Origin of the sequence: Candidatus Accumulibacter contiguus (assembly GCF_036625285.1) — a bacterium.
Classification (GTDB): domain Bacteria; phylum Pseudomonadota; class Gammaproteobacteria; order Burkholderiales; family Rhodocyclaceae; genus Accumulibacter; species Accumulibacter contiguus.
In genome coordinates, this window is sequence record NZ_JAZKUC010000001.1 from 3615497 (window position 1) to 3633926 (window position 18430).

General features: G+C 61.1%; 9 protein-coding genes and 1 pseudogene. 7 read left to right on the forward strand and 3 right to left on the reverse strand.

Translation table 11 applies throughout. From position 1 onward, the window contains the following. Positions 1-137: 137 nt before the first annotated feature. Positions 138-383, reverse strand: coding sequence for a hypothetical protein (locus V5B59_RS17030; RefSeq protein WP_332352213.1), 246 nt, complete (start codon positions 381-383; stop codon positions 138-140). On the opposite strand from V5B59_RS17030, the gene V5B59_RS17035 reads away from it, so the two are divergent. The 7 genes from V5B59_RS17035 to V5B59_RS17065 all read left to right on the forward strand — a co-directional run bounded on the left by V5B59_RS17035 (position 264) and on the right by V5B59_RS17065 (position 17336). Then, on the forward strand, positions 264-620 hold the full coding sequence (locus V5B59_RS17035; RefSeq protein ID WP_332352203.1) for a DUF559 domain-containing protein: 357 nt from the start codon (positions 264-266) through the stop codon (positions 618-620). The genes V5B59_RS17030 and V5B59_RS17035 overlap by 120 nt on opposite strands. A gap of 42 nt (positions 621-662) precedes the next feature. Further along, positions 663-956 (forward strand): endonuclease domain-containing protein, encoded by a 294-nt coding sequence (locus V5B59_RS17040; RefSeq protein WP_332352204.1) that lies wholly within the window; start codon positions 663-665, stop codon positions 954-956. Between the two features lie 116 nt (positions 957-1072). Further along, complete coding sequence (locus V5B59_RS17045; RefSeq protein WP_332352061.1) at positions 1073-2377, forward strand: hypothetical protein; 1305 nt, start codon at positions 1073-1075, stop codon at positions 2375-2377. Between the two features lie 311 nt (positions 2378-2688). Continuing rightward, the gene (locus V5B59_RS17050) at positions 2689-7074 is read left to right on the forward strand and encodes a beta strand repeat-containing protein (protein ID WP_332352062.1); all 4386 of its coding nucleotides are present in this window, start codon (positions 2689-2691) and stop codon (positions 7072-7074) included. 110 nt (positions 7075-7184) lie between these two features. Beyond that, positions 7185-15395 (forward strand): beta strand repeat-containing protein, encoded by an 8211-nt coding sequence (locus tag V5B59_RS17055; RefSeq protein ID WP_332352063.1) that lies wholly within the window; start codon positions 7185-7187, stop codon positions 15393-15395. 122 nt (positions 15396-15517) lie between these two features. Next, positions 15518-15745: a DUF6447 family protein gene (locus V5B59_RS17060; protein ID WP_169071571.1), complete on the forward strand. Its 228-nt coding sequence runs from the start codon at positions 15518-15520 to the stop codon at positions 15743-15745. 55 nt (positions 15746-15800) lie between these two features. Continuing rightward, the gene (locus tag V5B59_RS17065) at positions 15801-17336 is read left to right on the forward strand and encodes a class I SAM-dependent methyltransferase (protein WP_169071572.1); all 1536 of its coding nucleotides are present in this window, start codon (positions 15801-15803) and stop codon (positions 17334-17336) included. 216 nt (positions 17337-17552) lie between these two features. On the opposite strand, the pseudogene V5B59_RS17070 reads toward V5B59_RS17065, so the two are convergent. Further along, positions 17553-17795, reverse strand: a pseudogene (locus V5B59_RS17070) (IS110 family transposase); the annotation flags it as partial. Positions 17796-17916: 121 nt separating this feature from the next. Continuing rightward, the gene (locus V5B59_RS17075) at positions 17917-18417 is read right to left on the reverse strand and encodes a hypothetical protein (protein ID WP_169071573.1); all 501 of its coding nucleotides are present in this window, start codon (positions 18415-18417) and stop codon (positions 17917-17919) included. Positions 18418-18430: the final 13 nt, after the last annotated feature.

Below are 18430 nucleotides of genomic sequence, written 5' to 3' on the forward strand. Positions count from 1 at the left end.
TCAACCCCTCCCCAGCCCCTGCCTCAAGTGTACTTGGCTTACAGGATGTCAAGAGGCTTTCGCGGCATAAACGCAAGAGAAAAATACCTCTCTCGCATTTATTCCACGGTCCTCTTGACACCCTTCCAGCCATGACTTCATCTCCTCTCTTGAACGAACGAAAAACCACAAAACGAAGCATACAAGGGGGAATGGTCGCACACGAATTCGTCAAATCCCTGCGCCAGCAAATGACCGAAGCCGAAAATCTGCTCTGGCAGCATCTGCGAGGGCATCGGCTGAACGAGGAAAAGTTCAGGCGGCAGCAAGTGATTGGCCCGTATGTGGTGGATTTCGTGCATTTCGGTGCTCGTGTTGTCGTAGAAGCCGACGGTGGGCAACATAATGAATCGCCAGGCGATGCAAGACGAGATGCATGGTTGAAGTCACAGGGATTCCGGATCCTGCGATTCTGGAATCACGAGATATGCAATGACACCGAAGCCGTTCTGGAGGCAGTGCTGGCCGCAGTCGAGTGCAGGCCACCCTCTCCCCCGACCCCTCCCCCGCGAGGGGGAGGGGTCGGGGGAGAGGGGGAATGGTTGCACAAGAGTTCGTCAAATCCCCGCACCAGCACATAACCGAAGCTAAATCTGCTCTGGCAACATCTGCGAGGGCATCGGCTGAACGGGGAAAAGTTCAGGCGGCAGCAAGCGATTGGCCCGTATGTAGTGGATTTCGTGCATTTCGCTGCTCGTGTCGTCGCAGAAGCGGACGGTGGGCAACACAAGGTATCGCCAGGCGATGAAAGACGAGAGGCATGGTTGAAGTCACAAGGATTCCGGGTCCTGCGATTCTGGAATCACGAGATATGCAATGACACCGCCGTCGTTCTGGAGGCAGCGCTGACCGCGGTCGAGTACAGGCATCCCCTCTCCCCCGACCCCTCCCCCGCGAGGGGGGAGGGGAGTACATAGGGTGGAAGGGTACATCGCCATCCACCCAACACTTTCATTTGCACCCCATCGCCATGAGCCGGTCGCCCTTTTTCCACTTTTCCCCCGGCTCCATGATCCTCTGCGGGATCGCGCTGTTGGCTGCGGCCCTCGGCCCGGCGGCGGCATCCGAGCCTGCTGCCACCGATACCACCTGCCCCACCACCTTTCCCGTCCAGCCGCCGGCGCAGCCGGCCCAGCGCCAGCTCGAAGTGGCCCGTCTCTCCAGCCTGGAAGAACCCTGCCAGGATCGGGCCGACTATTTTGCCTACCAGGGGGTGCTGCAGCTGACCCTCGAGCATCCCCAGAAAGCGGCTCTGGCGCTGGAGAAAGCTCTGCTGCTCAATCCCGACCTCCCCGGCGTGCAGGTCGAGTACGCGCGGGCACTGGCTGCAGTGGGCCAACGGGAGTCCGCCATCAGCATCCTCATAGATGTATTGCAACGCCCCGACATCCCGTTAGCGTTACAGGAGTGGCTGTCCAAGCAATTCCGTGTCCCGCAGGGAGACGGCTGGCTGCTGGACTGGTCGATCGAGTTTCTGTGGGGCGCCGAGTCGAATCTCAACAGCGCCCCCGGCATTCAGTTCCTGACCCTGACCCTGCCCGGCGGCAGCGTCCCGGTGCAACTGGCCGACAACGAGCGCATTCCCGGTGGCGCTGCGCGCACGACCTGGGTCGGTTCCGCCGCCCACTCCTGGGGTCGCGGACTGGTCCTGTTCAGCGGCGAAATCAACACCCGCAACAGCCCCGGCAAGCCGGACACCAACCAGGCGATCGTCAGTGCCAACGCCGCCTACTTTCATCCCTTCCTCGATGGGCAGATCGGCCTCCGCTTCGGCCAGACCCGGCTCTGGATGGCCAATCAGCCGACGTACCTCAGCAGCGGCTGGGGTCTGCTCTATCAGCTCCCGCCGCCATTTGCACCCGCCGGCTGCGCCAGCAATCTCGGCTACAGTGTCGAAAACCGCGACTTTCCCGCGGCCCCGCTGCAGGCCGGCCGTTATGCCGGCCCCAAGGCCTGGTTATTCTGTCGAGGCGACACCTGGGACCTCAACGTCCTGTTGCAGGATCGCGAAGACCGCGCGCGTCACTCCGACCGGCTGGGCGGCGACCAGCGGCGCTCCGACATCACCCTCGGCATTGCCCGCAGACTCGGGTCCGACACCGTTTCGCTGTGGGTCCAGCGTGGCCGGGACACCGACGATCTTCCATACAGTTCGCTGCTCGGCGGGCAGCCACGCCGCGTCGATCGCCTGGCGGGCCGCCTCTCCTACGAACATCCAGTGGCAGATCAGTGGTCTATGGTGGCTTATCTCGAAAATACGTTGCAAAAAAGCAACATCGCCCTGTTCAATATGGAAAATCATGCGATATACTTCGGCCTCAAGTTTCACGGGCGCTGATCCGGGTTTTTTCTTGCGGCCGTGGGACTGATGGTTTTGTCATAGACAGGGCAGCGAACCGCGAGTTAGTTCTTTGTGATTGCAATCACAAACAGGCGGGATTCCGGCAAGCTACCATGTGCTCGTCTGATGGTGTGGCAACTCTGGCGAAAAACAGGATCGCCCGAGACCAAGCGGTTCCGGGGAAGCAACGCAGCGAAAGCAGACCGGACACGAGATGAAGCACTTTGCCTCAGACTGTTTTGGTGAGTGTCCAAAAACCAGGCCTCGGCTTTGTGCACAAAATTTGTTAACCTTTGAAAGGAAGTTTGATGATCACCCCCTCCACCAATAGTGTCGTCACTGCACGCTTCGCCGGTGCGATGTACAACCTGGCTCTTGACTACAGCACGACCCAGCAGGTTCTGGCTTCGACCGCAGCCCCCGGCGCCATGACTGATCTCGAGAACCAGTTGTTCATCCGCGACTTCTCCAATATGGCGACCGGCGACGTGGCAACCATCGTCGCCACCAATCTGGGGCTGACCGGCGATGCCTTTGATGCGGCGGTCGTTTTTCTCACCGGCTGGATCACCGGCACCGTCTTTACTGAGCGGGGCGCAGTCATCGCCCAGATCGTGAACAACTTTTCCCTGATGACCAGCGACCCGACCTTCGGTACTTTCGCCACGGCCTGGAACACCAAGGTAGGGAACGCGGTTGCCTACAGTGCGAACTCCTCGAGCACGGCCTCGGTCGCTTTCGGCAATGTTCCTACTGCACCCGAAGGTTCGTTCACGCTCACCAACGGTACCGACATCGCCACCGCCAACATCTTCACGGCGGGTCTGGTCTATACCCCGGGCGGTGACGACCGCATCAACTCCCTGCAGGACGAAGACCAACTGACCGGCACCGGCACCTCGCCGACGACCCCGACGACCCTCAACGCCACGCTGGGTAACGCCAACGACAACGGCGCCACGATCATCACGCCGAAACTGACCGGCATTGAAGTCATCAACACGGCCTTCACCGGTTCTGGTGGCGCCGCTGTCGTTGCGCTTGACCTCCAGGATGCTACCGGCCAGACCGAGGTCAACATCACCCGCATCTCCCAGGCCATCAACAGCGCTGAAGTAGGCAACCTGATGACGCCTGCCGCCACGCTTTCCCTGGCCAATACCAATGCCAACCAGCTCGGTACCGCCGAGTTCTCCTACGGTGCTGGCGTCCTCCAGGGCCCCAACGCGGGCAGTCTCAAGGTTTCCAACGTCCAGATCGGCACCCTGAACGTCGGTGAAAACACCTCGGCCATCGGCGCCCGTGGCGTTGGTCTCAACGGTTTTGAAGAACTGGCCCTGACCTCCACGGGCGGCGCATCCAACACCATCGGCATTCTGGGTCTGCCGATGGATACCGGTACCGCGGGCAAGCTCACCATCACGGGCGATCAGAACCTGGCCCTGGGTGCCCCGGTGCCCGTGATCCTCGGCAATACGGTCGAGTCGCTCACCTACCAGAATGGCGTGACGCAGGCCAATGGCCGCCTCTCCGCCATCGATGCATCCGGCTTTACCAAAAACCTGACCCTGAACATCCAGGCGGGATTGCTTTCCGCGGGCAAGGCGGACACCTCCGGCGTTCCCCAGAACGTCACCATCACCGGTGGTTCGGGTAACGACAAGTTCATCCTCGGCGACACCGTTCAGGCCGGCGACAGCCTCACCGGCGGCGCCGGTACGGACACGCTGATTGTCACCTCCGCCGGCACGGTCAACTCCGTGTCTTCAGTCGTTACCAGCATGGAAAACCTCGAGGTCCGCGCTTCCGCGGGTGGTGCCGTGACGGTTGACTTTGACAAGCTGCCGGATACCCTCCTCACCCTGGTTCGCAACGAAGGTTCAGCCAATAACGCTCCGCTCGCCAGAACCCTGGTCACCAACCTGAACAACCTGACCGCAGTCGAAGCGGCTGCACTGAACACCCAGCACAGCAACACCGGCTCCAACGGCATTACGCAAAACACCATCAACGCCACCCTGAAGACGGCGGCCGGTGCCACTGATCTCGTATCCCTGACCATCGCGGAAGGTCTGAACATCGACCCGCGCTTCAACCTGACCCTGGGCACCCAGAACGCCCCTGGCGCGACCGGTGCGGTTGAGAACGTCACTCTCGTGGATAGCGATACCGAGTCCAATACCGTTGCTCTGTCCGGCGTCGCTCAGCACACTGGCAAAGTCGTCCTGACCGGCGGCCTGGCGGGCACCTTCCTGAACCTGGATACCACCACTGCTGGCGCCAACGGCGGCATCTACCAGTATGAGACCAACGGTGCAGCCGACCTGAACAGCTCCAACGCCGGCCCCACGGTGGCGCGCATCGCCGACCAATCCCTGACTGCTGGTCAGGTCAAGCTGGTGGCGGCCACGATCGACGCTGCTGCCGAAGTGAGCAACGTCGTCGTGCGGGTCAGCACCAATGCCCTCTCCGTGGTCGGTGCACAGAACATCGCCATGGGTTCGGGCAACGACACCGTGATCTTCGATAACGTACCGGCCGGGGCGGTCCCCGACACTCGTGCAGGCCTGACGATCTCCGATACGGTTACCGGCGGTGCGGGTAATGACACTCTGGCTGTTGATGGTCAAAATACCCCCATCACCCTGGGCGCTTCCGAGTGGACCAACGTCTCCGGTTTCGAAACCATCCGTCTGGTGGGTGACGGTGCCGCGGCCAACAACGCTGCTGGTGCGGTCAACAGTTATAACCTGACCTTGACCAACAACCTGCTGGCCACCAACAAGGATAGCAATGGTTCTCTGGCCATCGTTGCCGACAATGACCTGTTCAACAACACCGGCCGTACCGCTGCTCAGGCTGCAGTGCCTGTGCCAGTGACCAATCAGGACGGTACGGTCGTCGGAGTCCCCAACGATGCCGGCCTGTCGTCCGGTGGGGTCACGCTCGATGCCCGCACTCTCAATGCCGGCAGCAAGTGGTCCTTCAAGGGCAACGAAGGTCCTGGTCGTTCCGCTGACCGCATCATCATGTCCGATGCCAACATCGATGGCAATGCGATCATCGACGGCGGTGCGATTGACAACATCACCAACAACAGCGGTATTGCCTCGCTGAACGGCACCACCGTCGTGGGTAACGGGGTGGTTGCCAACCTGGGTAACGCTGACGTCATCGAAGTTCGCAACGCTGCCGTGGTGGCTCAAGGCGACTTGGCGAATGTCAAGAACATCGGCACCCTGTCTTTCGTCAACGATCTGGCGGTCACTCAGGTCAGCACGCTGCAACTCAATGACAGCATCGTTGATTCCATGGTGGATAGCTACCAGGCCTCCGTTTCTCGTGCGGCAGTGGCCACGCAGACCACCGGCGGTGCAAACGTGGAAATTCTCACGATCAACGCCCTCGATAACCTGAACGTGGCCGGGGCGACGACCGGCCTGACGATTCAAGCCGAGACCCTGACCGACAAGTCCGACCTCGGTATCACCCTGGGCCGCGGCGCAAACAACGTGGCGACCGGTGGTGGTCAGGACAATGTAGTTCTGCTGGGCAACTACCTGACCGGTGTCTACGCTGGGGTCGTAAACAACGGGGTCGACATCAACGCTCAGGCCAATGTGGCGGTCGGTGTCGTGCCTACGCAACGGGTGATCACCGATACCATCAATCTGGGTGGCGGTGTAGACACGCTGACGACCTACGGTGCGATCAACCTGGCTGGCGCAACGCTGACGGGTATCGAGAACATCGTTTTCAACTCCGACGTGACCCTGACGCAAGCCCAGTACAACGCACTGAGCAAGATCACGTTTGTCGGTGCCACTCCCCACACCCTGACGATTACCGATACGCTCGCCGCGAATCCCGGTGGTGCTGATCCCATCAACCTGAGCAAGATTGTCGACACGACCTCGGGCAACATCACCATCACCAATAACGCCGTTGAAGGCGCTACGGGTACGCTGACGGCAGGCACCGGCACTGGTGGGACCAACACCGTCACCGGTGGTGCTCCCACTTACGCCCTGACGCCTTCGGCGGCCAGCGTGAACGAAGGAAGTTCGGTCACCTTCAACCTGGCTACGACCAACGTCGCAGCCGGTACGGTACTCAACTACGTCCTCTCCGGGACCGGCATCACCACGGCCGACACCACCGTCCCGCTGGAAGGGACCCTGACCGTCGGCGCCACCGGTGCCGCGTCTCTGGTCGTTATCCCGACCGCGGACGTAACTACAGAAGGTACAGAAACCCTGACGATGACCATCACGGGAACGGCAGCGACCAGCAATGTCTCGATCATCGATACCAGTACGACGCCTCCGGGACCTGTTCGTGTTCCTGTCAATCTGGCAGCCGGCACCGTCACCGCCAACCCGGCAGTGGCTGAGGCGTTTACGTATGCATACCAGATGGTTGGTGGTCGAGCAACCAACGCGGGTGATAACGAGGTTACCATCAATGGTTTCGATCCATTGACGGATAGCCTGGTCTTTGAGGATAGCGGTGTGGGCACTGTGTTCACGGAAGCGCAATTCGCCGTACTTCCGGGGGTGTCGATCAATGCAGATCCGTTCGCGAACCAAACAACGCTCTTTTTGGATCCGAATGGTGGCGTCGCAGGTGGTGTCACATTGACCGGTATTCAGGATGCAGCCCTGACACAAATCGTGTTGGAAACCCTGGCTTAACCTGAAGGTCAGATGTTGTTAGCGCTACAGCATGGAGCTTTCGTGCTGTAGCGTTTGACACGATGATTGAGCTAAGTCGACGTTTCACTAAAATATAGGAATTAAACACCATGGCTACTTCTGTTTCAGGGACAACCTCTGACGACCTGCTAATCCCGACTGTTAATGACGCGACGTATCGTGGAGGCGCGGGGAACGACACGTATATACTTACCAGCGCTATCCCAGCCAGCGCAATTATCACCATCAGCGATACCGAAGGGACCAACAGAATCCAGTTGGTCGACGGCTTGTCTATTCAATCCAGCTCATTCTTGAACAACGCCACGGAGCTAACTTTGTCCAGCGGCGCCAAGATCCGTATCCTCGGCGCCGTCAATTTTGTCTATGACGTTGGCGCCAACGCCACTTCGGGCGATGTCGCGGAGCACCCCAACGCCAGTTATTCGGAATTTGCTGCGGCATTGGGCGCCTCAGTGCCAGCGCCCGGTGCGCCAGCGGTGGTTGGTCCCCCAGTGGTCATCGGCCCCGGCCCCGTCAGCAGCTACACGCTCGCCTCCAGCACGGATGTCGCGATCGAAGGTTCGACGGTCACCTTCACCGTTACCCGGACCGACACCACCGCCGAGAAAACGCTGACCTTCAATACGGTTGGTGATACCAATGGCGGGACCGTGAATGCGGCTACCCCCGGTACCGATTCCACCCCGGCTTCCGGCGCCGTCACGTTTGCTGCGGGCGCGGCAACCGCCACCTTCACGATCAATGTCACAGCCGATCTGGTGTCGGAAGGTCTCGAAGGCCTCAAGGTCAGCCTGTTCGACGGCCTCACGTCGATCACCTCCAAGACCGTGCTGATCAACGAAGATCCGATCACCTACAACCTCACGGCGAGTCCGTCCAACGTCAATGAAGGCGCTACCGTCACCTTCACCCTGGCCACCACCGGCGTTGCCGACGGTACCGTTCTGCCCTACACCCTCTCCGGCACCGGTATCACCACAGACGACGTCACCGGCGGCCTCACCGGCACCGCTACCGTGCTCAGCAACAAGGCCACGATCACCGTCCCGGTGGTGGCCGACTTCACCACCGAAGGTGACGAGAGCCTGACCCTTGCCCTGGACAGCGGCAAAGCGTCCGTCTCCGCGCTGATCAAGGACACCTCCACCACCCCGGTCTTCACCGTGGCCGCCGGCGCGGCCAGCGTCGATGAAGCGGCCAATGCCACCTTCAACCTCACGGCTGACAACGCCGCGTTCAACGGCACCGTGGACTACACTCTGTCCGGCACCGGCATCACCGCGGACGACGTCGTTCCAGCCTCGCTCACCGGCAAGGCCACCTTCGTCAATGGCGTCTCCTCCGTGACGGTGGCGCTGGCCGATGACTCCACCACCGAAGGTACCGAAACCATGACCCTGACGCTCGGCGGGAAGTCCGACAGCATCGCGGTCAAGGACATCTCGGTTACGCCGGCGATGGGCGATGATACCGTGGCCGGTACCATCGTCGCTGGTCAGGGCACCGCCATCTTCACGCCGGCCGAAGTCACGGCTTTCCGCAACAACGATTTGACCAATCGGGGCGTTTCGTCGACGGGTACGGTCAACATTGATTTTGGTAGTGGGCAAGGTGGCCAGGTGGTGGAGCTGAAAAACGGCAACACCATGTTCGTTGCTGACAGCGGCGTTCGCGTCGGCTCGTTCAAGTACTCCGTCTCCGACATCGCCGGCCTGCAGGGCACAGTCAACGTCACTCTCGATACCGCTCCCACCATCGATCCGATCGCTGATCAGGCGATTCTTGAAGGCGCCAGCACTAAGATTACCCCGGTCGTGGCCGATGCCGACGGCGATGCCCTCACCACGACCGCTACCGATGGGAAGTACGGAACGGTCGTCGATAACAAGGACGGCACGTTCACCTACACGCATACCGATACGAACACCGCGGGTACCGACCTGAAGGCGGGTGAAGTAGTGAATGACACCTTCGTCCTCACGACCACCGACCCCTATGGTCTGTCAGCCTCGACCACGGTCAAGGTGGCGGTGACCGGTACGGAGGACCCTCCCCCGCCCTATACGCTCACGGCCGCTTCGACCTCCGTGAATGAAGGCGCTTCTGCGACATTCAATCTGGTGTCGACGGGAGTTGCCGCCGGGACGCTGGTGCCCTATACGCTGACCGGTGTGAGTGCCGCCGACGTGACCGGCGGTCTGACCGGAAAAGCGACCATTGGTGCCGATGGCAAGGCCACGATCACGGTCCCCGTGGTGGCCGATGCCACGACCGAAAACGTCACGGAAACCCTGACCGTGACACTCGACGGCACCACAGTCTCTGCCTCGACCATCGTCAACGACACTTCCGTCGGGCCGGAAGCCTCGTACTACCTGTTGAAAACCCAGGACATTGCGACGGCGAACAAGTTCTTTGGATCGCAGACCTACTTCAATGTCGATGGTGTCGGTCCGACGCTGAACACGGGCGACTTCCTGACCGGTACGGCCGGAAGAATCGACAACACCTTGACCGTGACCGACCTGACCCCGGGGGTTGCCAACGGCAACATCCCGGCCGGCGTGACGCTGCTCAACATCCAGAACGTCATCCTGAACAGCTCCAACAACACCTCGGCAGGTACGGGCTTCAGTACGGTCGGCTACGCCGACGTGCGCAACCTCACGGTCACTACCAACGGTGATTTGCCGGATCTCATTGCCGCCAAGAACGGTACGGACGGCACCGTCGTCACCGCCACGCATAACGGTTTTGCTGTCGCTGGTAACATGACCGTCGTCGGCGGCACCGATGTCACCACCACCAGCGTCGGTGGTAACATCGTGGTGGGTAGTCCCGCGCAAGCGCGTGTTCCGTTGTCCACCGAGGTCGCTACCGGTGCCATCGTCGTCAACCAGAACTCCACGAGCACCGGCTTGGTGGGCGTTTTCGGGGGCACGACGGTCAATGTCACCACGAGCTCGACCAGCAATACCGGTACCATCAACGTCGGCAACACGCCAGCCAATACCGGCAACACGTCCTCCGGCATCCTGGCCAATCCTTCGGGCAACATCAACGTCAAAACCTCCGGAACGGGTGTCGTCACCGTCTTTGGTGGCCAGGATATCGTCGTGACCGACAGCGCGCTCAAAGGTGCGGGCGCCATCACCGTCGGTGATGTCACTCGTGTGGATAGCGACAACCAGCCCGCCGGTACCGTCACGATCAACGAAGCGGCCCAGATTGCCTACAACGGCCTGGCGGGTTCCAGCAACAACAACACGGCGAGCGGTACGATCGGCGTCTTCGGCGGCACCAATGTCTCCGTCACCACCAACGCCGCCAACGCGGTCAACATTGGCAACCTAGGCGCTGTCAAGGAAAACAGCCTCAACCCCACCGGCACGATCAGCGTGACCAATACCGGAGTGGTAAATAGCGCGGCGGGTGTAGCCGCTACAGCCGCCGCGATTGCTGGCGCGACGCCTGCCTCCGTTGCGGCCGCCATGGCTGGTACGGCCTTCGCAACCGTGGCCAACACAGCCGCCGCGGCTGGTGGCGCGACGGCTGCCAGCGTTTCGGCGGCGGTTGCTGCCGCGACACCTCCTGTCGAGGGTGCTGTCCTGATCACCGGGGGCACTGACGTTACCGTCAGCACCACCGGCGCTAACGTTACGATTGGTCGCGCGGCCAACGCGGTAGTCGATCAGGTCAGTAACCCCACCGGCAACGTGAGCGTCACTGAAACCATGAATGGCAATGGCGCGGCTCGTACCGTCACTGTTGACGGTGGCGCGGCGGTCACCGTCAACGCCAAGGGTCAGAACGTGAACATCGGCACTGCCGTTAATAGCGCTCCGACCGGTGCCGTTACCGTGACTCAGTCCGACATGCTTACCGGTAACGGCGCCTACCTGGCCGGTACCAACGCCGGCAATGTCACGGTTGATGGCGGTACCTCGGTCACCGTGAATACGACGGGTGGTAATGTTGTCGTGGGTGCTGTCGTAGGCGGGGTCAACACCGTTCCGAGCGGCGCTGTAGGCATTACCCGCACTTTCAGCGGCCCCGGTCAAGATACAACGGCGGTTCTAGGCGGAACGACGGTGGACATCACCACGACCAAGACCCGTGGCGGCATCAATATTGGTACGGCTTCGGACACCCTGAACGCGGCGGGCAGCGCGCTCAAGGACGCCGCACTGGCACCGACGGGCAATGTCAACATCGTCAATGCCACGACAGTCGGATCCACGACCGCCTATGGCACGTCTGTCTCGCAGATTCGCACCAATGGCGCGCAAACGGTTTCCGTCAAGGGGGCTGACGTCGATGCCATCATCGACATCCAATCGACCCTCGCGACTGGCGGTAGCAACGCCGGTAAGGCCGTTGGCGTCAGCGCGCTGAAGAACGTCGTGATGGAAGGTCTGGCATTCAATGACGGTTTTGTCCTGCGGTCGGACGCGCTGGAAAGTTTGTCGGTCCTCAATACCCAAGGTGGTGCCAACACCATTACCATCACCAATAACACGGCTGCCCATCCCCTGAGCATTACCCAGGGCGGGAATAGCGCGGCCCTCTGGGTCAATGGTGCGCCGATCAACAACGCCGTATCCGTAGTTGATGCCAAGGCCACCAGCGTTACCGTGACCGACAATGGGACGGCCTCGACGGCAGTTCTGGCAGTGCAGGCGGTCAAGGCAACGGATCTGACGGTCAACAACACTGCCGCCGCAACGGTCAACCTCAACCTCGACGCCGAGCTGAAGAACATTACCCTCAAGGGCACCGGCGCCGTCACACTGCAGAACGTTGGCACGCTGGGCAAGATCGCTTCGATCGATGCGCTCGCCAGCTCGGGTGCCGTGACGACCGATCTGACCGTGACGTCAACTGCTGGCGTAAGCCAAAAGTTCACCGGCGGTACCGGCAAGGCTACGCTCACGGTCTCTAGCAACGCTTTTTCCTATGGCAATCAGGTTCTGCTGACCGGTGGTTCAGGCAGCACCGATGTCATCGTGGCCAACTACGTCGCGGCGGGCACCGACCTCGCCATGGGGAACACTGCGGCGGTCAAGGGCTTTGAGTTCCTGGGTCTGGGTACGCTGGCCAACGGCACCTACGATGCCACGGGCTTCACCGGCGTCACTCTGGGTGCTGTGGCGGGCGCTCCCACTCTCACCAACATGGCCAAGGATGCGTCGCTGTCGATTACGGCAGCACCGGGCTTTGCGACGACGCTGACCCCCAGCGCCGCCACGTTGGGGACAACCGATGGCTTGACGATCAACCTCAACACCAACACCGTCAATGCCATTACCGGCGAAACTGTCGGCATCAATGCCAATACGGTGACGGCCAACGGCTACGAGACCCTCTCGATCGTCAGCAACGGTGCCGGCGGCAACAAGCAAATCCTGGCGAACACCATGACCTTGGTGGATACCGGCACAGCGGGAACCGGCACCCTGGCCATCAGCGGCACCGGTAAGCTGACCTTGACCGATGCCAGCACACGCTTCAGCAGTATCGCCGTCACCAACTCCACTGCGGTCGATCTGGACGCTGTGGTCGTCTCCAACAAGGGTGCCGCCATCTCTGGCGGAGCAGGTTCTCTGAAGGCGACTGGTGCAACGGGGGGTACAGAGGTGGTCGTGGTCAGCCTCGGTGCGACGGCAGGCAGCGCAACGCCATTTGCAATTGCCGATACGGCTGAGGTGGTAATCGATGGCACCACATTCACATACACGGTTGCTGGTGCTGCCGCTAGCACCGCAACGGTTGCAACGGGTCTGGCCGCATTGATCAATGCCGGAGCAACCGGGGTGGTCGCTACCGCCAGTGGTGGGAATGTAGTGCTCACCAAAGCCGCCCTTTTCTCTGCGACGGTATTCCAGTCAGTTAATACCGGTACGGGTACGGTAGCCGCCTCGCTGGTTGGGGGGGCCGAAGAAGCCACGATCACGCTTTCGGGTGTTGGCGCCGCCTTTGCCGCGGGTGATACCGTTCGGGTGGTCCTGAATGGTGTTAACGTGACGTCTGCTGCCGCTGGGGCAGGGGGAGAAACCGCCGCACAGATGGCGGCCCGGCTGGTTACGGCGATCAACGCGGTTGCTGCGAATGCGGCGGCTGTTGATGCGAAGGACGGCCTGTTTTCCGCAGTCGCAAACGGAGCAAACGTGGTTATCACGGGTGGCGGGACGCTTGGTGTCGTGCAGATCGGTGCGGTGTCTCAACCAGTAAATACCGGTACGGGTGGTATTGCAATCAACGCCCCCGCGATCAACTATGCCACCGCGAACGATTCCTTCACTTCCGGTTCGGGTGGCGGCACCTACACCGTGGGTCTCGGTGGTTCCTGGAGCGATACCGTCCATCGCTACTCGTCGGGTAGCGAGACGGTCAACCTGGCCGCTTCCACCGCCACGGTGGATACGCTCAAGCTGGCAGATGGTCGCGTTGTCACCAACAACGGCACCACCGGTGGCGTCACGAGCTTCACCGTTGGTAACCTGTTGCTCAGCGATTCGCTGAACTTCGCCACGGCGGGCAAGACTCCGGTGAGCAATGTCACCGTCGCTGCTGCCGTGTCCGCCGTGACCGGCGCAGCGACCATGGCCAATGTTCTTGATCCTTCCGGTGCGCTCCTGACGGCGTTGGGCAACCTGACCTACACCATCAGCAACGGCGTGATCACCTTCAGCGCCACCGGTGGCCACAGCCTCTCGGAGTTCACTACGGCACAATTGATCAGCGCCGCCGAGCTTTTGGTGAACTCCACCTCGACCGGCGGCGCCAACAAGGTGGCCGTGTTCTCCACCGCAGGCAACAGCTATGTGGTGGCATCCGACGCTGCCGCAACGCTGGCTGCTGGTGCCAATGCCAAGGATATTCTCGTGCAACTGAGCGGAGTGGCATCGAGCACGGGCTTTGGCAGCACGGGTGCGCAGGGGGCCGTGGTCAGCGATACGGTGACCAACGTGACCTCGAATGCGGTCAACTCGGGCTCGGCAGCGGTTGCGGTCTACAACCAGGCCGGCTTCTCCGCCGACACGATCGTCGCAGCCGAGATGGGTTCGGTTTCCACGAGCATCACCAACCTGGCACCTTCGGCCAAGCTGACCCTTAACGGCGCGGCGTCCAACGAAGCGGTGAGCGTCACCCAGACCGGCACTGCCGGGCTGAACAGCCTGACCCTGGACGTCACCGCAGGTCCGCTCTACAAGTCAATCACCACCACCGGCGATGGCCTGCTGGTTCTCACCCCGAGCGCCGCAACCACCATCAACTCACTGGTCGATGGCGGCAGCACCAACACCCTGGCCACCATCAAGGTTGTCGGCGGAGGTGCGGCGCTTGATGTCAAGGCGATTACCGATACCGCGCTGACGACAATCGACTCGTCGTTGGCAACGGCAGCCGTCACGCTGGGCAGCACCACCGCCATTGCCAACAGTGGCGTGACCTTCAAGCTGGCCGTTGGGCAGAACAGCACCATTACGGCGACTGGTGCCAGTGATGTCTTTACCCAAGGCGTCCCTGGTTCGCTTCTGGCGGCGGACTCTGGTGCAGGTGTGGTCACTTTGACCGCCTCGGGCTCTGCCAACACCATCACCCTGAGCAATGGCAACAATGTAATCACCGCCAGTGGTGCCAACGACGTCATCTCGGTCGGTACGGGCACCAATACGATCACGGCTACGGGGGCCAGCGATACGATCAACGTCGCTTCGGGTGCGGGTACGACTTCTGTAACCGTGGGCACTCTCGCCACGGTCAACATCGGTACGGTGAATACAGCCAATGCCGGTGCAGAAACGGTTGTCGTGACGGCGGCTGTCACGGGAGGGACGACAGACACCTACGCCAAGACCACGGTCAATTTCGCCAGCGGTTCGACGATTACCGGCAACAAAGTCAGCTTTGCTGGAACGGGCGATGCCTTCTCCATGCTCGGTGACTCCACGCCTGGAACAGATGCTACGGCGGCGGAAGTGGCCGCGTCGCAGATCAACGTGGCTGCCGCGAGCAGTCTGGCAGACGCGCTGAACATGGCAGCCAACTACACTCTGCTCAAGCAGGCGCAGGGTTCGACGGCGGCTTCGGCCAATCTGGCGGCCAACACCGGTGTGATCGACTGGTTCCAGTACGGTGGCGACACCTATCTGGTGGCCATGGTGAACAGCACGGCTGCTGCAGTTCAGCAAACCGGGCTCGATGCCAACGACATTGTGGTGAAGATCGCGGGTCTGGTCGATCTGTCGTCGGTTTCCACCTTTACCCAAGCTACGGAACTCTTCACGATCTGACCGATCGTGCAGAGTTTGACCCACCGCCCCAGGGCGGTGGGTAGAGATTCACTAAACCCCACACCTCACAAGGGTGTGGGGTTTTTCACTCCCGCTCACGTATTCGCTATTCAGGAGCTTTCATGGCAACGATCACTATCGACGGCAAGGACTACGATGCCGACACCCTCTCCGCCGACGCCCGGACGCAGCTTATCAACTTGCAGGTGACCGATCAAAAGATCGCCGATCTACAGACCCAGATAGCCATTTATCAGACTGCGCGTGCAGCCTACGCACGCAAACTGCTGGCCCTGCTGCCCCGGGAAGGAATCCTGGCCGACCCCGATCCGGCCAACCTGGTGCACTGAACCCACGGCGAGTCCGGCTCGCCTTTTTCAAGACACTCGAACGAGGAATCCCTCCATGTCAGATTGGACTGCCGGCTACGTGGCCGACATCGGCTACACTTTTGGCTACTATAGCGAACTCAATCCGCAGCGCATCAAGCTTGCCTTCCTTAATGCGGGACTGGCCTTTCCCGAAATCGGCGCCGCTTGCGAACTGGGCTTCGGCCAGGGCCTGAGCACCAACATCCATGCCGCTGCTTCCATCGTGTCCTGGCACGCCACCGACTTCAACCCCGCCCAGGCCGGCTTCGCCCGGCAACTTGCCGCCGCTTCCGGTGCCAATGCCCACCTCTTCGACGATGCCTTCGCCGACTTCGCCCGCCGGCCCGAACTGCCCGACTTCGATTTCATCGGTCTGCACGGCATCTGGAGCTGGATCTCCGACGAGAACCGCGCGGTGATCGTCGACTTCATTCGCCGCAAGCTGAAGGTGGGTGGGGTGCTCTATATCAGTTACAACACCCAGCCCGGCTGGGCGGCCATGGTGCCGATGCGCGATCTTCTCACGGAGCACTTCGACGTCATGGGCGTCGCCGGGCAGGGAGTCGTTCCCCGTATCGACGGCGCCATCACTTTCGCCGAAAAGCTCCTCGCTACCAACCCACTCTATGCCCGCAGCAATCCGTCGGTGGTCGAACGGCTCAAGGGAATCAAAGCCCAGAATCGTAACTATGTGGCTCATGAATACTTCAATCGCGACTGGTTGCCGATGCCGTTCTCCAGCATGGCCCGGTGGCTCGCACCGGCCAGGCTCAGCTTTGCGACCTCGGCTCATTTCCTTGATCATGTCGATGCGATCAACGTGACCGGCGAGCAGCAGGGCTTGCTGCATGAAATTCCCGACGCGATGTTTCGCCAGAGCGTGCGCGACTTCATGGTCAACCAGCAATTTCGCCGCGATTACTGGGTCAAAGGCGCACGCAAACTCAATGCGTTGGAGCAGTCTGAGGCGCTTCGCGCGCAGCGCGTCGTTCTTCTCCAACCGCGGGCCGACGTTTCGCTGACGCTCACCGCCGGCCTGGGCGAAGCCAAGATGCAGGCGACGGTGTACGCCCCGATCCTTGATGCGCTGGCCACTCACCAGCCGACGACGCTGGGACAGATCGAACACGCCATCTCCGGGCAGGGTATCACCTTTGCACAGCTGGTGCAGGCGGTGGTTCTCCTGACCGGAACCGGCAGCCTGTCCGCCGTACAAGACGACGCCGCGATTTCGAGAGCGAAACCGTACACCGCAAGACTCAACGCGGCCTTGTGCGACACAGCAAGAGGCAGTAACGACATCAGCTATTTGGCCAGCCCCGTGTCCGGAGGCGGTATCGGCGTTAGCCGGTTCCACCAACTCTTCCTGCTGGCGATTGACCGGGGAAAAGAGCAACCCGTCGAATGGGCCCAGCTTGCCTGGGAGATCCTTGCGTCCCAAGGTCAGATGCTCCTGAAGGAAGGCAAACCCCTGGAAACCGCAGAGGCGAACCTTACGGAGTTGACCGCCCTGGCCGCCGACTTTGCCGTGAAGCCGTTGCCGATCCTGAAGGCGCTGCAGATTGGCTGATGCCGTCGGTGGTTGGGAAAGTCAATGGGGTCAGAGACTCATGGCGCTACGTTACGCATTCTGGCTGCTCGCTGGGCGAGGATTTTCTGGCGAGCGATAGGCCTGGGCTCGGTCAATAGTGAGAGCGGTTTGGGTCGTCGTTTAATGTGAAAGAAGCCACCCGGAAGGCGAACGAAGGCCTGCTCACCATGGGTCATGCAAATGGGTTGGCGTGAATCAAGCAGCTGCGGGGATGAAGCCGAAGCGAGTCAGCGCCTTGATCCAGCGAGGAGCGTTACGCTGCACGGAGAGCTGCTCATAGTGGGTGGCGGAATCCCGGTAATATTTGCCCCGCTTGAGTATGAAGAAGAGGGTGCGCAACATGTTGTGAGCCAAAGCGACGATGGCGCGTTTGTAGCCGCGGCGAACGATCAGCGACTGGAACGTGGACTGGAACGGGTGAGCACGGTCAGCTCCATTGATGGGAAATCGCCCCACTACAGACCTCCCGGAATCCGCTCAAACCTCCCTCGATTTTTGGACAAGGCATAGGCGATGGGCCGCTCATACGGGAGAGTCGCCGACCTCGATGCGCAGCCATTTACCGCCGGGGATTCTGGCGCCGAGGCCAGTGAGCTTGCGGCATAGTTGTTCCTGGGCATAACGACGCGCCGGTTGCTGGCTCCAGGCGCACGACCACCCAGCGCTCGTCGCTGCGTACCCAGCCGTGACAGTTGAAGATCGCGTAGAGCAGGTCCACCCGATCGCTGTCCTTGGCATAGCTATCGTCAAGCCAATCGAGAAGCTGGCGGCGCGCATTCCATACCGAACTGGTGACGAAGTCAAAGAGGTTTTTCCCTTCGTTGTCGATGGCCTGGAAGGAGCGGTAATCGGACAGTCCCGCGACATCGACGCGCTCGGGCAACTGAGCCTTGTCCGACTGCCGTTGTTTGAGTCGCGTTTCGCTCACGGTGATGGCTTCAGCGAGTAGCCGGTGCCGACTGTTGTTCCGCTCGCTGCCGTCCCGATTGAAGCGGGGTTGGGTCTTGGCGTATTGCTGGTAGAGCCTGGCGAGATGCCCCTGGGTGGTCGCGATCTGCAACACCGGCTTCCCA

Excerpts from the sequence above, each read along its gene's own strand:
- V5B59_RS17055 (WP_332352063.1), top strand. The coding sequence starts at position 7,185 with ATGGCTACTTCTGTTTCAGGGACAACCTCTGACGACCTGCTAATCCCG.
- V5B59_RS17050 (WP_332352062.1), top strand. The coding sequence starts at position 2,689 with ATGATCACCCCCTCCACCAATAGTGTCGTCACTGCACGCTTCGCCGGT.
- V5B59_RS17030 (WP_332352213.1), bottom strand. The coding sequence starts at position 383 with ATGTTGCCCACCGTCGGCTTCTACGACAACACGAGCACCGAAATGCAC.
- V5B59_RS17065 (WP_169071572.1), top strand. The coding sequence starts at position 15,801 with ATGTCAGATTGGACTGCCGGCTACGTGGCCGACATCGGCTACACTTTT.
- V5B59_RS17060 (WP_169071571.1), top strand. The coding sequence starts at position 15,518 with ATGGCAACGATCACTATCGACGGCAAGGACTACGATGCCGACACCCTC.